The sequence below is a fragment of the Cupriavidus sp. FW305-26 genome, assembly GCF_058787975.1.
The window spans coordinates 19,307-32,990 of record NZ_JBYTAH010000075.1; the positions used below are offsets into that span (position 1 = coordinate 19,307).

General features: G+C 68.1%; 13 protein-coding genes. 7 read left to right on the forward strand and 6 right to left on the reverse strand.

Going from position 1 to position 13,684, the window contains the following annotated elements; translation table 11 throughout:
• Positions 1-125 precede the first annotated feature (125 nt).
• The 5 genes from AC3WQZ_RS29710 to AC3WQZ_RS29730 all read right to left on the reverse strand — a co-directional run bounded on the left by AC3WQZ_RS29710 (position 126) and on the right by AC3WQZ_RS29730 (position 6,094).
• Positions 126-950 carry a class I SAM-dependent methyltransferase gene (locus tag AC3WQZ_RS29710; protein WP_010810386.1) on the reverse strand — a complete coding sequence of 275 codons (825 nt, stop codon included), beginning with the start codon at positions 948-950 and terminating at the stop codon, positions 126-128.
• 142 nt (positions 951-1,092) lie between these two features.
• Positions 1,093-1,932 carry an EamA family transporter gene (locus AC3WQZ_RS29715; RefSeq protein ID WP_492301786.1) on the reverse strand — a complete coding sequence of 280 codons (840 nt, stop codon included), beginning with the start codon at positions 1,930-1,932 and terminating at the stop codon, positions 1,093-1,095.
• A gap of 77 nt (positions 1,933-2,009) precedes the next feature.
• Positions 2,010-3,341, reverse strand: a complete 1,332-nt coding sequence (locus AC3WQZ_RS29720) for a PQQ-dependent sugar dehydrogenase (RefSeq protein WP_492299277.1) — start codon at positions 3,339-3,341, stop codon at positions 2,010-2,012.
• A gap of 141 nt (positions 3,342-3,482) precedes the next feature.
• On the reverse strand, positions 3,483-4,187 hold the full coding sequence (locus AC3WQZ_RS29725; RefSeq protein WP_010810389.1) for a glutathione S-transferase N-terminal domain-containing protein: 705 nt from the start codon (positions 4,185-4,187) through the stop codon (positions 3,483-3,485).
• Between the two features lie 101 nt (positions 4,188-4,288).
• A complete protein-coding gene (locus tag AC3WQZ_RS29730; protein WP_492301787.1) occupies positions 4,289-6,094 on the reverse strand; it encodes a hybrid sensor histidine kinase/response regulator in 1,806 nt (601 codons plus the stop codon).
• Positions 6,095-6,318: 224 nt separating this feature from the next.
• On the opposite strand from AC3WQZ_RS29730, the gene AC3WQZ_RS29735 reads away from it, so the two are divergent.
• Positions 6,319-6,978: a response regulator gene (locus AC3WQZ_RS29735; RefSeq protein WP_492301788.1), complete on the forward strand. Its 660-nt coding sequence runs from the start codon at positions 6,319-6,321 to the stop codon at positions 6,976-6,978.
• Positions 6,979-7,084: 106 nt separating this feature from the next.
• Here AC3WQZ_RS29735 and acnB read toward each other — a convergent pair whose 3' ends face one another.
• Positions 7,085-9,676 (reverse strand): bifunctional aconitate hydratase 2/2-methylisocitrate dehydratase, encoded by a 2,592-nt coding sequence (acnB, locus tag AC3WQZ_RS29740; RefSeq protein WP_010810392.1) that lies wholly within the window; start codon positions 9,674-9,676, stop codon positions 7,085-7,087.
• A 443-nt stretch (positions 9,677-10,119) separates the two neighbouring features.
• On the opposite strand from acnB, the gene fliL reads away from it, so the two are divergent.
• Genes fliL through fliQ form a run of 6 tightly spaced genes read left to right on the forward strand, consistent with a single transcriptional unit; the run spans position 10,120 to position 13,676 of the window.
• Positions 10,120-10,611 carry a flagellar basal body-associated protein FliL gene (gene fliL, locus AC3WQZ_RS29745; RefSeq protein ID WP_011616679.1) on the forward strand — a complete coding sequence of 164 codons (492 nt, stop codon included), beginning with the start codon at positions 10,120-10,122 and terminating at the stop codon, positions 10,609-10,611.
• Positions 10,612-10,670: 59 nt separating this feature from the next.
• Positions 10,671-11,690 carry a flagellar motor switch protein FliM gene (fliM, locus tag AC3WQZ_RS29750; RefSeq protein WP_010810394.1) on the forward strand — a complete coding sequence of 340 codons (1,020 nt, stop codon included), beginning with the start codon at positions 10,671-10,673 and terminating at the stop codon, positions 11,688-11,690.
• Positions 11,683-12,132 (forward strand): flagellar motor switch protein FliN, encoded by a 450-nt coding sequence (fliN, locus tag AC3WQZ_RS29755; protein WP_010810395.1) that lies wholly within the window; start codon positions 11,683-11,685, stop codon positions 12,130-12,132. Before fliM ends, fliN begins: the two co-directional genes overlap by 8 nt.
• Complete coding sequence (fliO, locus tag AC3WQZ_RS29760) at positions 12,129-12,584, forward strand: flagellar biosynthetic protein FliO (protein WP_010810396.1); 456 nt, start codon at positions 12,129-12,131, stop codon at positions 12,582-12,584. Before fliN ends, fliO begins: the two co-directional genes overlap by 4 nt.
• Positions 12,581-13,366, forward strand: coding sequence for a flagellar type III secretion system pore protein FliP (fliP, locus tag AC3WQZ_RS29765; protein ID WP_010810397.1), 786 nt, complete (start codon positions 12,581-12,583; stop codon positions 13,364-13,366). Before fliO ends, fliP begins: the two co-directional genes overlap by 4 nt.
• Before the next feature lie 40 nt (positions 13,367-13,406).
• Positions 13,407-13,676, forward strand: coding sequence for a flagellar biosynthesis protein FliQ (gene fliQ, locus AC3WQZ_RS29770; protein ID WP_010810398.1), 270 nt, complete (start codon positions 13,407-13,409; stop codon positions 13,674-13,676).
• The last annotated feature ends 8 nt before the right edge of the window (positions 13,677-13,684 follow it).

The window sequence follows — 13,684 nt, forward strand, 5'->3', positions numbered from 1 at the left end:
CGTGGATTACGGCACTTTCCGGGAATGGGATGGTGGGGCCAGGCCGACGCTGGCGGCAGGGATGTCGGTCGATCTCCAACACCCTCGGCGGCGTCCGCGCCGCCACAGGTGCGTAAGCCCCGCCCTCAGGGCTTGACCGCCGCCGCCAGCACTGCCGGCATCGGCACCTCGAAGCCGCTGCCGCGCATATAGGCGGCGACGGTGCCGCGCAGCACGGCGCGGATCTCGTCGCGGGCCTTGGGAGTCTGCGCGCGCAGTGTGGCGGCGGCGCGCACGGTGCCCTGGGCCAGCGCATCGAACAGCTGGTCGGGCGTGGAGAAGCGCCATACCTGCGGCACGTTGCGGCAGGTGGGCGAGACAAAGCCGGCCTGCTGCAACGCGGTGCGGCAATGGCCCGGATCGCTGAACAGGAAGAAGTTCGGCCCCACGGGGATATCGACCTCCATCGAGCCGTAGGCGCGGATCGCGGCATAGACCGCGCCGAAACCGACCGCGCGCTCGGGCGTGTCCCACACGGTGAAGGCGATGCGCCCGCCCGGGCGCAGCACGCGGAAGGCCTCGGCCAGCGCGGCATCGGGGTCGGACAGGTGGCACATGCCGAAGCCATTGACCACGGCATCGAAGCTGGCATCGCCGAACGGCAGCGCCTGCGCATCGGCCTGCTCGTAATGGACATCCGGATGGAGCTTGCGCGCCAGCTGCACCTGCGCCAGCGAGAAATCGATGCCGACGGACTCTGCGCCGCGCCGCACCGCCCCCGCCGCGACATGGCCGGAGCCGGTGGCCACATCCAGCACGCGCAGCCCGCTGGTCACATGGGCCTCGTCCAGCAGGGACTCGACCGATTGCCGGGTCACGTGCGACAGATGCTCCTGGTACTGGCTGACGACCTCGGGATCTTCCCAGCCAGCCAGCTCAAAAGCCCGAAACGAATCTGCGGTGTGGTCCATGCCCTCTCCTCGGCGTCGACGCCAGGCTGCCGGTTTGCGCGGACGCAGTGCCCCTCCGCCGTCTGACCCCGGTAAAACCAAGTATAGACAGCGCTGGCGGCGCTCAGCGGCCGGGCGTTCAGAGCGGCACCCGGACGTGCCCTCAGGCAAAGCGCAGCGTGGCCACGCCGGCGGCAATCAGGCAGGCCGCGCCCAGGCGGGCGGCGCCCACGCGCTCCTTGAGCAGCAGCCCGGAGATCAGCGCGCCGAACAGGATCGAGGACTCACGCAGGGCCGCTACCGGGGCCACCGGCGCGCGTGTCATCGCCCACAGCGACAGCCCGTAGGACGCCAGCGTGCCGCCGCCGCCCACCAGCGCGAACACCAGGTTGCGCCGCACATAGCCGCCCAGTGCCGGCCGGCGCGCCACCAGCGCCCACGCCGCCAGCGGGACCGCGGTCAGTAGGAAGATCCAGAACGAATACGCTACCGGCGCGCCGGAGCGGCGCACGCCGGTGCCGTCGATCAGCGTATAGGCGGCGATCACCACTGCGTTCAGCAGCGCCAGCCACATGCCCTCACTGCTGCCAGGGGCACCGCGGGCGCCACCCGCCATGGCCAGGATGCCCAGGCTGATCACGGCGATGCCGCTCCACGCCAGCGCCGACAGGTGCTCGCCCAGCCAGCCCAAGCTGGCCACCGCCACCAGCAGCGGCGCGGTGCCGCGCATCAGGGGGTAGGTCTGGCTCATGTCCGCGGTGTGGTAGATGCGTGCCACCAGCGCGAAATACACCACGTGCACGCCCACTGACGCGGCGATGAACGGCCAGCTCGCCGGCGCCGGCTGCGGCAACGCCGGCAGCGCCACGGCGCCCATCAGTCCGGCGCTCACCGCCACCATCACCGTCGACAGCATCTTGTCGCCGCCGCCCTTGACCACCGCGTTCCAGGCGGCATGCAGGAACGCGGCGAGCAGGACGACAGCGAAGACCGTGAGAGACATGGACGGCAGCGGGCTCGGCGTGTGGGGACGCCGTCATTCTAGCGGTGCGGTGCCGCCGCTGCCGCGCCCTGGTCCGCCTACTTCGCGCCGCTGACCCGCCACACGGTATTGCCGACATCGTCGGCCACCAGCAAACCGCCTTGCTTGTCGATCGCCACGCCCACCGGCCGCCCGCGCGCGTTGCCGTCCTCATCGAGAAAGCCGGTCAGCACGTCGAACGGCGCGCCGTTGGGCCGGCCCTTGCTGAACGGCACGAAGATCACCTTGTAGCCCGCCAGCGGCCTGCGGTTCCACGAACCGTGCAGGCCCACGAACATGCCTTCGCTGAAGCGCGCCGGCAGGTTGTTGCCGCCGGCGGCGGCCAGCCCGAGCGATGCGGTGTGCGCCCCCACGGCATAGTCCGGCACGATGGCCCTGGCCACCAGGTCCGGCGCCGGCGGCTTCACGCGTGCGTCGACATGCTGGCCGTAGTAGCTGTAGGGCCAGCCATAGAAGCCGCCGTCGCGCACCGAGGTGATGTAGTCCGGCACCAGGTCGCTGCCGATTTCATCGCGCTCGTTGACGGCGGTCCAGAGCATGCCGGTGACCGGTTCCCACGCCATGCCGTTGGGATTGCGCAGGCCGCTGGCAAAGATCCGGTGCGTGCCGGCCTGCGGGTCGACCTCCCAGATGGCGGCGCGGCCGACCTCCTTGTCCATGCCGTGCTCGCCCACGTTGCTGTTGGAGCCCACCGTCACGTACAGCTTGCTGCCGTCGCGGCTGGCGATCAGGCTCTTGGTCCAGTGATGGTTGAGCGGCCCGCCGGGCAGGTCCACCACCTTCTGGGGCGCGGCCGTAATCCGGGTCTGTCCGGGCTGGTACGGGAAGCGCAGCACCGCGTCGGTGGCGGCCACGTAGAAGTCGTTGCCGACCAGGGCCATGCCGAACGGCGAGTTCAGGTCCTTTAGGAACACCGAGCGCTGGTCGGCGACGCCGTCGCCGTTGGTGTCGCGCAGCAGCGTGATGCGGTTGGCGCTGGGGGTGCCGGCGCCCGCGCGCTTCATCACCTTCTTCATGATCCAGCCGCGGAAGCCCTTGCCGTCGTCGGGCTTGGGCGGGGCATTGCTCTCGGCCACCAGCACGTCGCCGTTGGGCAGCACATAGACCCAGCGCGGATGGTCCAGCTTGTCGGCGAAGGCCGTCACCGCCATGCCTGCGGCCGGCACCGGGCGCTGGCCCGCGGCCCAGCCGATGGCCGGCGCGATCTTGACGGTGGGGATCGCGGTCTGGTTGGGTGGCGGCAGCTGCGGCGTGGGGCCAAAGCCCGCTTCGGAAGGCAGCTTCGCCGTTTCACCGCAGGCGGCGAGCGCAGCGGTGGCGCCCGCCAAAAGAACGACACGCAACAGGGAAAAGGTGGTGGGCATCGGCATGGTCCGGGCTCCTCAGGCAACGCAGGGCGACGCGCCTGTTCCTGGACTATAGGATGCGTGCCGCCCGCCCCTCTGTAGGCGCCGGGGAGGCCGCCGTGTAGGACGATGCCCACGCCCGCGGCGCGCACGCCGCAGGCTGCCTCAGCCGCGGTGCGGCGTATCGAGCCCCTTCACCACCGCCGGGCGCTTCACGAAGGCCTCCAGCACGCGCCTGACATGCGGGAAGTCCTGGATGCCGACCAGTTCGCCCGCCTCATAGAAGCCAAGCAGGTTGCGCACCCACGGGAAGGTGGCGATATCGGCAATGGTGTAGGTGTCGCCCATGATCCAGTCGCGCCCTTCCAGCCGCTGGTTCAGCACGTTCAGCAGGCGCCGGCTTTCGGCCACGTAGCGGTCGCGCGGGCGCTTGTCCTCGTACTCCTTGCCCGCGAACTTGTGGAAAAAGCCCACCTGCCCGAACATCGGCCCGATGCCGCCCATCTGGAACATCACCCACTGGATGGTTTCGTAGCGGCGCGCGGGGTCGGCCGGGATCAGCTGGCCCGACTTGTCGGCCAGGTAGAGCAGGATCGCGCCCGATTCGAACAGCGCCAGCGGCTTGCCGCCCGGACCGTTGGGATCGAGGATGGCGGGAATCTTGTTGTTCGGGCTCAGCGACAGGAACTCCGGCGACATCTGGTCGTTGGCGTCGAAGCGCACCAGGTGCGGTTCATACGGCAGGCCGGTCTCCTCCAGCATGATCGACACCTTGACCCCGTTGGGCGTGGGCAGGGAATACAGCTGGATGCGGTCGGGATGCTGCGCCGGCCATTTGCGGGTGATGGGGAAAGCGGACAGATCGGGCACACTGGCTCCTGGTTCAGGCGCTTGCGCACTGCGCAAGAAGGCGCCGGACAACGGAAAAGCCCGATCATAAACCGCTCCTGCCATGCATGCAGCGCAGGGCCTCAGGCGGCCTCGGCCAGTTGCACCGCGCGATGCAGGGCCGCGCGCAAGGCCTCGCCCTGGATCGGCTTGTGCAACACCGGGAAGCCGCTGTCATGCAGCGCCTGCAGCCGGTCTGGCGCGGTGTCGCCGGTGACGATCAGCGCCGGCACCGCGCGGCCCAGGCTGGCGCGCAGCATGCCGACCGCGGCGATGCCGGTCAGGCCTTCGGCCAGCCGGTAGTCGGCCAGGATCAGGTGGACCGGGGCGGGCCCGTCCTGGCTGGCGGCGCGGTACGCAGCGCGCACTGCGGCAACGGTGCGCCCGCCGTAGACCACATGGCCCCAGAGCGACAGCAGTTCGGTGAGCGCGCCCAGCACCTGCGCGTCGTCGTCGACCAGCATCACGCAGAGCGGCTCGCCAGCGGCCGCGGGAATGGCGGGGGTGGCTGGATGCACCTGCGCCGCGGCGGCAGCCAGCGGCACGCGCACCGAGAACACGCAGCCGCGCCCCGGTGCGGAACGCAGGCCCACGTGGTGGCCAAGCAGCGCCGCCAGGCGCCGCACGATCGCCAGGCCCAGGCCCAGTCCCTTTGCGCCCGCCTGGTCGTCGCCTGCCGTGGCAAGGCCCGGCACCTGGGCGTATTCGTCGAACACGCGCGACTGCTGGGCCGCGGCGATGCCCGGGCCGGTGTCGATCACCTGGATCTCCATGGCATCGCCGCGGCGCCGCGCGCCCACCAGGATGCTGGCACGCGGCGCATGGCGCAGCGCATTGGCCACCAGGTTGTCGAGGATGCGCTTGAGCAGGTCCGGATCGCTGTCGATCCACGCGCGCGCCGGCACCACCCGCAGCACGCTGCCGCGCTGGCACGCCTGCTCGGCGTACTCGTCGCGCAGCTCGGCCAGCAGCCGCGCCAGCTGCAGCGGCTGGCGGCGCACCGGCATCACGCCGGCATCCAGGCGCGAGGCGTCGAGCAGGCCGTCGAGCAGGTTGTCCATGCGCGCCAGCGTGGCTTGCAGCCGGTGGCCGATGGCATGCGCCTGGCCGCCTGCCACATCGCCGCGCTCGCCCAGAGTCAGCAGCGATGCCGCCTGCAGGCCGATGGCATACACCGGCTGGCGCAGGTCGTGCCCGGCGGCCGCCAGGAAGCGCGTCTTGGCCCGGTCCGCGGCGGTGGCGCGGTCGCGCTCGCGCTCAAGCTCGCCGATCAGCGCGACGTTCTCGAAGCGCAGTGTCACGCCATCGCGCAGCGCGCGATAGGTGACCTGGCTGTAGTAGATGTTGACGCACAGCAGGCACGCGGCAAAGCCCGCGTAGACGCCATACACCGGCCCCTGCTGCACCAGGCAATAGATGGTGAACGGCAGCAGCATGGCCGCGACTGAACCGCGGTAGGTGGCCGGATGCGCCGACAGCGACGGGATCGCGCCACTGGACATGCCGGCCAGCACGATGCAGCAGAACGCCACCAGCTGCGGCTCGGGCGGCAGCAGGATGGCAGAGCCCACGGCGCCCCACAGCAGGCTGGACAGCCAGGACAGCACCATGAAGCGGCGTGCCCACACCTGCGGCGGCGTGCTGCCGTCGCGCCGGAAGTAGCGCCACGACAGGCCGATGCGCAGCGTGGTCAGCAGGTACACCGCGGCCATCCAGCCGGCCAGCATGGGCAGCGGCACGCTGGGACGCAGCACATAGACCACCGGCAGCGCAATGACGAAGTTGGCAAACAGGACCGCGTTGGACTGGCGGTAGAGCAGGTCCACCATCGCCGCCGGCACATCTCCGGGCTGCCAGGCCGGCGGCAATCCGGTGCCTGTGGCTGTCATGATGCGAGCGCCCGTTGCGGGCGGCAGGAAACGGTACGGCAACAGGACAACGGAAGCTTGCGCATGCTAGGTAGGCCGTGGGGCAGGTTGGGCGTGCAACGCTATAATCCAGCCAGCCGCCGGTTCATTGGGGCATTCAGCAGGCCACCTGCAGCTGCCGGACTGACGGGCTGCCGTTTTATACCACCTTCCCTTTCCCATTCGCCACCGATGCACCTGCCGCGATGAGCCGCTTTTCCGTCCCGACCCGCGTGGCCCTCGCCGATGACCATGCCATCGTGCTGGAGGGCCTCAAGCAGGTGCTGTCCGGCGTCGGCAACCTGGTGCTGGCGGGCGAGGCAGCAGATGGCGCGCAACTGCTGGGGCTCCTGGAACGGGTACCGACCGACCTGCTGGTGATGGACCTGGGCATGCCCGGCGTCGATGGCCTGGCCTTCGTGGAACGCCTGCGCACAAGGCATCCTGCGCTGCGCATCCTGGTGCTGACCGGCAGCGCGGGCGCGGGCATGGCCCACGCGGCGATCGATGCGGGCGCCAATGGCTACCTGGTCAAGAGCGGCGATATCAGCGAACTGGTGCCCTCGCTCATGGCCCTGCGCGAGGGCCGCAACTTCGTGGCCGCGCGCGCCACTGCACCGGCCACCGCGGCACCGGACGGAATTGCCACGCTCACCCGGCGCGAACTGCAGATCCTGATGCTGATCGCGCGCGGCGCCACCGCCGGCGACATTGCCGCGCAACTCGACATCAGCCCGCTGACTGCGCGCAAGCACCGCGAGAACCTGATGCGCAAGCTCGACCTGCACAATACCGCGGAGGTGGTGGCGTACGCCGCGCGCCAGGGGATTCCGCTGGGTGCTCCAAAGCCGCCCGAACTAGCCTGAGCAAGGTGTTCTCCCTGCGTATGCCACCCGTCAAGCCGGCGAAATCCAAATACAAAAGGGGCCCCGCAAGCGGGGCCCCTTCTTCATGCCAGCCTGACTGCGCGGCTTACACCGTCACGCCGTCGGCCACTTCCTTGAAGTCCTCGATCTGGTCGAAGTTCATGTACTTGTAGATCTTGTCGCCATTGGCGTTGAGCACGCCCATGTCGGCCATGTACTCTTCCTTGGTCGGGATACGGCCCAGGCGCGAGCAGATCGCCGCCAGTTCGGCGGAACCCAGGTACACGTTGGTGTTCTTGCCCAGGCGGTTCGGGAAGTTACGCGTGCTGGTCGACATCACCGTGGCGCCTTCGCGCACCTGTGCCTGGTTGCCCATGCACAGCGAGCAGCCCGGCATTTCGGTGCGGGCACCGGCGGTGCCGAACACGCCATAGTGGCCTTCCTCGGTCAGCTGCTTCTGGTCCATCTTGGTCGGCGGAGCCACCCACAGCTTGACCGGGATGTCGCGCTTGCCTTCCAGCAGCTTGGAGGCTGCGCGGAAGTGGCCGATGTTGGTCATGCACGAACCGATAAACACTTCGTCGATCTTGGCGCCGGCCACCTCGGACAGCGTCTTGACGTCGTCCGGGTCGTTCGGGCAGGCCACGATCGGCTCATGCACGTCGGCCAGGTCGATCTCGATCACGGCGGCGTATTCGGCGTCGGCGTCCGGCTCCAGCAGCTTGGGATCGGCCAGCCACGCTTCCATGGCCTTGATGCGGCGCTGCAGGCTGCGCGGGTCCTGGTAGCCCTGGGCGATCATCCACTTCAGCAGCGTGATGTTGCTGTTGATGTATTCGATGATCGGGTCCTTGTTCAGGCGCACCGTGCAACCGGCGGCCGAGCGCTCAGCCGATGCATCCGACAGCTCGAACGCTTGCTCGACCTTCAGGTCGGGCAGGCCTTCGATTTCCAGGACGCGGCCCGAGAAGATGTTCTTCTTGCCTTGCTTGGCCACGGTCAGCAGGCCTTGCTTGATCGCGTACAGCGGAATCGCGTTGACCAGGTCGCGCAGCGTCACGCCGGGCTGCATCTTGCCCTTGAAGCGGACCAGCACCGATTCCGGCATGTCCAGCGGCATCACGCCGGTGGCGGCGGCAAAGGCCACCAGGCCCGAACCTGCGGGGAAGCTGATGCCGATCGGGAAGCGGGTGTGCGAATCGCCGCCGGTGCCGACGGTGTCGGGCAGCAGCATGCGGTTCAGCCACGAGTGGATCACGCCGTCGCCCGGGCGCAGCGAGATGCCCCCGCGGGTGCTGATGAACTCGGGCAGCGTGTGGTGGGTCTTGACGTCGACCGGCTTCGGATAGGCGGCGGTGTGGCAGAACGACTGCATCACCAGGTCGGCCGAGAAGCCCAGGCAGGCCAGGTCCTTCAGTTCGTCGCGGGTCATCGGGCCGGTGGTGTCCTGCGAGCCCACCGAGGTCATCTTCGGTTCGCAGTAGGTGCCCGGGCGGATGCCCTTGCCTTCAGGCAGGCCGCAGGCGCGGCCGACCATCTTCTGCGCCAGCGTGAAGCCGCGGCCGGTATCGGCCGGGTTCTGCGGCAGGCGGAACAGCGTCGACGGGGCCAGGCCCAGCGCTTCGCGCGCCTTGGCGGTCAGGCCACGGCCGACGATCAGGGGAATACGGCCGCCGGCGCGGACTTCATCGAACAGCACGTCGGACTTGACCTTGAACTCGGCGATCACTGCGCCGTCCTTCAGGGCCTTGCCTTCATACGGGCGCAGTTCGACCACGTCGCCCATTTCCATCTTCGACACGTCCAGCTCGATCGGCAGCGCGCCGGCGTCTTCCATGGTGTTGTAGAAGATCGGGGCGATCTTGTTGCCCAGGCACACGCCGCCGAAGCGCTTGTTCGGGATGAACGGGATGTCTTCGCCGGTGAACCACAGCACCGAGTTGGTGGCGGACTTGCGGCTGGAGCCGGTACCGACCACGTCGCCCACGTAGGCGACCAGGTGGCCCTTTTCCTTCAGCGATTCAATGAACTTGACCGGGCCGCGCTTGCCGTCCTCTTCCGGCTGGAACGCAGCGCCTTCGCGCTTGTTCTTCAGCATGGCCAGCGCGTGCATCGGGATGTCCGGGCGGGTGGTGGCGTCCGGGGCCGGCGACAGGTCGTCGGTGTTGGTTTCGCCCGGCACCTTGAACACGGTGATGGTCAGGCTTTGCGGCACTTCCGGACGGCTGGTGAACCACTCGGCGTCGGCCCAGCTTTGCAGCACGGCCTTGGCGTTGGCATTGCCCTGGTCGGCCTTTTCCTTCACGTCGTGGAAGGCGTCGAACATCAGCAGGGTCTTCTTCAGCGCCTCGGCGGCGACGGTGCCCACTTCGGCATCGTCCAGCAGCTCGATCAGCGGCGAGATGTTGTAGCCGCCCAGCATGGTGCCCAGCAGCTCGGTCGCCTTGGCGCGCGAGATCAGCGCGCACTTTTCCTTGCCCAGCGCCACGGCGGCCAGGTACGAGGCCTTGACCTTGGCGGCGTCATCCACTCCGGCCGGCACGCGGTAGGTGATCAGCTCCACCAGGGTCTGCTCTTCACCGGCGGGCGGGTTCTTCAGCAGTTCGACCAGCTCGGCCGTCTGCTTGGCGGTCAGGGGCAGAGGGGGGATGCCAAGCGCGGCGCGCTCGGCCACATGTGCGCGATAGTTTTCAAGCATGGGAACCTGCTGAGCAATTAGGTTTAGAAAATCTCGTTACGTCGCGATTGTAGTCTGAAGCCGCTCCCCGGTCAAATGTCTTATATCTTATATAAGAGTGAAGACAAAAAACATCATGCAAATCAACGTATTGGAGATTGGATGACGTGCAAACCCACATGAATCACTACCCGACTGGCGTAGTAGGGAATGCATGGCGGCGCTACCGCGCCCCTGCCCGGCGGCCCGACCAGGAATCGCGGCAGCTTGCACCGGCACTCAAGTTCACACGCCATCAAGCGTTAACCAGCCTGCAGGCGCGCAACAAACGGCGCCCGCTCGCGTAGCCGTGCCTGCTCCCTTTCCGCTCAAATGGCCAAGCTGAAAGGGTTTCCCCCTTTTTTTCGGCCCTTTGCTGGCCTGCGATTCCGGAAGAATGGCAGGCATTCCGATACAGGCTTCTCATGGCGAACACGGCTTCCCCTCCCCGGACTGGCAACACAGGCAAGCGCGGCCGGCTGCTGCTGATCGGCGCCGGCGTGCTGGTGGTGGCACTGGGCGCCGGAGGCTTCGTGCTGGGCAGCGTGCTGAGCAACCGCCAGCCGGCGGCGCCCGCCGCGCCTGCCGCCCCGGTCGTGCCGCCGCCGATCTTCGTGCCGCTGGACGCGTTCACCGTCAACCTGCGCAGCGACGACGGCGACCGCTTCCTGCACACCGGCCTGTCACTGAAGGTGGCCGATGCCGAGACCCAGGCTCGCCTGGCCCAGTACCTGCCCGAGGCACGCAGCCGCATCCTGCTGCTGCTGTCGGCCAGGCAGCCGGCCGACCTGGCCACCGTCGAAGGCAAGCGCAAGCTGGCCGACGACATCCGCGACACCATCAGCAAGCCGTTTGCCAGCGGCCTGCCGGCGCAGCGGGTGCTGGACGTGCTCTTCACCTCTTTCGTGGTGCAGTAAGCGCAAGCCAGGGCCGCACCGGATTCATCCATAACGCCGCACAAGGGGCAGGACACTAGATGGCCTACGACAAGTTCCTCTCGCAAGACGAGGTCGACGAGCTGCTCAAGGGCGTATCCGGCGAAGCCGATACGCCCAAGGCCAGCGAGCCTGCGCTCGACGAGGGCGGTGTGCGCCCCTACAACCTGGCCACGCAGGAGCGCATCATCCGCGGCCGCCTGCACACGCTGGAAATCATCAACGAGCGCTTTGCGCGCTCGATGCGCACGGCGCTGTTCAATTTCATCCGCCGCGGCGCGGACATCACCGTGGGCAGCATCAGGATCGAGAAATTCGGCGACTTCGCGCGCAACCTGCCGATGCCGACCAACCTGAACCTGGTCCACCTGAAGCCGCTGCGCGGCACGGCGCTGTTCGTCTACGACCCGAACCTGGTGTTTCTGGTGGTGGACAACCTGTTCGGCGGCGACGGCCGCTTCCACACCCGCGTGGAAGGCCGCGACTTCACCCAGACCGAGCAGCGCATCATCCAGCGCATGCTGGAGCTGACGCTGGCCAGCTACGGCAACGCCTGGCGCACCGTGCACCCGATCGAGACCGAGTACATCCGCTCGGAGATGCACCCCAAGTTTGCCAACGTCGCCACCCACAACGAGGCCGTGGTGACCACCGCCTTCCATATCGAACTGGGCGCCGTCGGCGGACAGCTCCACGTGTGCCTGCCGTACGCGATGATCGAGCCGCTCAAGGACCTGCTGATGAATCCGCTGCAGGACGAGAAGGAAGTCGACAAGGGCTGGGTCACGCAACTGTCCACGCAGCTGCGCGCGGCCGAGGTGGAGCTGGTGGCCGAGTTCGCGCACCTGCAGAGCACCGTGGCCGAAGTGCTGGCGATGCGCGCCGGCGACGTGCTGCCAATCGAGCTGCCGGAGAAGGTGTTCGGCAAGGTGGACGGCGTGCCCGTCATGCAATGCGGCTTCGGCACGATGAACGGCCAGTACGCGCTGCGGGTAGAACGAATGATCAATCACCAGGACGGCGATTCCCACCTGGACACCGAGGACAGCGATTATGAGTGACGGCATCGAGGACAAGCCCGTCGATCCGATGGACGACTGGGCCAGCGCGCTGGCCGAGCAGACCAGCGCCACATCCGCCGGGATCCCCGCAGCTGCCGCACCGGCGGCCCAACCCGCGGCCACTCCGGCCGCCGCCACCGTGTTCCAGCCGCTGGCGAAGGAAGCGCCGAGCGGCTTCCGCAACGATATCGAGATGATTCTCGATATCCCGGTGCAGCTGACCGTGGAACTGGGCCGCACCAAGGTGCCCATCAAGAACCTGCTGCAGCTGGCGCAGGGCTCGGTGGTGGAGCTGGACGGCCTGGCCGGCGAACCGATGGACGTGCTGGTCAACGGCTACCTGATCGCGCAGGGCGAGGTGGTGGTGGTGAACGACAAGTTCGGCATCCGCCTGACGGACATCATCACGCCGTCCGAACGCATCCGGAAGCTGAACAAATGATCATGCACACGCGCGCCAGCCTGGCCGTGCTTGCGGCGCTGCCGGGGGCCGCCATGGCCGCCGACGGCACGCACGCGCCCGCCATCAGCGGCGCGGCCAGCCTGGCGCAGGCCGGGCTGGGGCTGTTCGCCATCGTCGCGCTGATCCTGGGCATGGCCTGGGTGGCCCGGCGTGCCGGCCTGGTCCGTCAGGCCACCGGCGGCGCGATGAAGGTGGTCGGCAGCACCATGCTCGGCGCGCGCCAGCGCCTGGTCCTGGTGGAAGTGGGCGATACCTGGCTGGTGCTGGGCGTGAGCCCCGGCGAAATCCGGCCACTGCATACCCTGCCTGCGGGCACCACCGCAGCCAATCCCCTCGCCGCCACCGGCGGTGCAGGCCCTTCGCAACAGCCGGGTGGCGGCACCTTTGCCGAAAAGCTGCTGCGTTCGATGCAAAATCACTTCAAGTCATGAATTCCCCGCGTGCCGCGCTGCGGCGCCCGCTGCCGGGCCCGCTGCTGTCCCTGCTCGCGCTGATGCTGGCCATTGCCGCGCTGGCGCCCGCGCCGGCCTGGGCCCAGGCACTGCCCGGCGTCATCAGCAAGCCCGCCCCGGGCGGCGGCCAGATCTGGTCGCTGCCGGTGCAGACGCTGGTGCTGCTGACCTCGCTGTCGTTCCTGCCTGCGGCGATGCTGCTGATGACCGGCTTCACCCGCATCATCATCGTGCTGGGCCTGCTGCGCAGCGCACTGGGCACCGCCACCTCGCCGCCCAACCAGGTGCTGGTGGGCCTGTCGCTGTTCCTGACCTTCTTCGTGATGGCACCGGTGTTCGACCGTGTCTACAACGACGCCTACAAGCCGCTGTCGGAAAACAAGATCAGCCTGGAAGCCGCCGCGGCCAAGGCCGCGGAGCCGCTCAAGGCCTTCATGCTGCGCCAGACCCGCGAGAAAGACCTGGCCATGTTCGCGCAGATGGCCAAGGCGCCTGAGATGCAGGGCCCCGAGGAAGTGCCGCTCAGCATCCTGGTGCCGGCCTTCGTCACCAGCGAGTTGAAGACCGCGTTCCAGATCGGCTTCACCATCTTCATCCCGTTCCTGATCATCGACCTGGTCGTCGCCAGCGTGCTGATGGCGATGGGGATGATGATGGTGCCGCCGGCCACCATCTCGCTGCCGTTCAAGCTGATGCTGTTCGTGCTGGTCGACGGCTGGCAGCTGCTGCTCGGTTCGCTGGCGCAGAGCTTCATGAACTGACACGGCCCCAACGCCCGCCACCCACCGCAGAGTCCGAGCCATGACACCCGAGACCGTAATGACCATCGCCACCCAGGCGATGAAGATGACCCTGCTGCTGGCCGCCCCGCTGCTGCTGGTGGCGCTGGCCGCCGGCCTGGTGGTGAGCCTGTTCCAGGCCGCGACGCAGATCAACGAGATGACGCTGAGCTTCATCCCCAAGCTGATCGCGCTGTTCGCCACCATGGTGCTGGCGGGGCCGTGGATGATCAATTCCATGGTCGACTACATGCGCGAGGTGTTCCAGAGCATTCCCGCGCTGGCGCACTGACGCTGGCC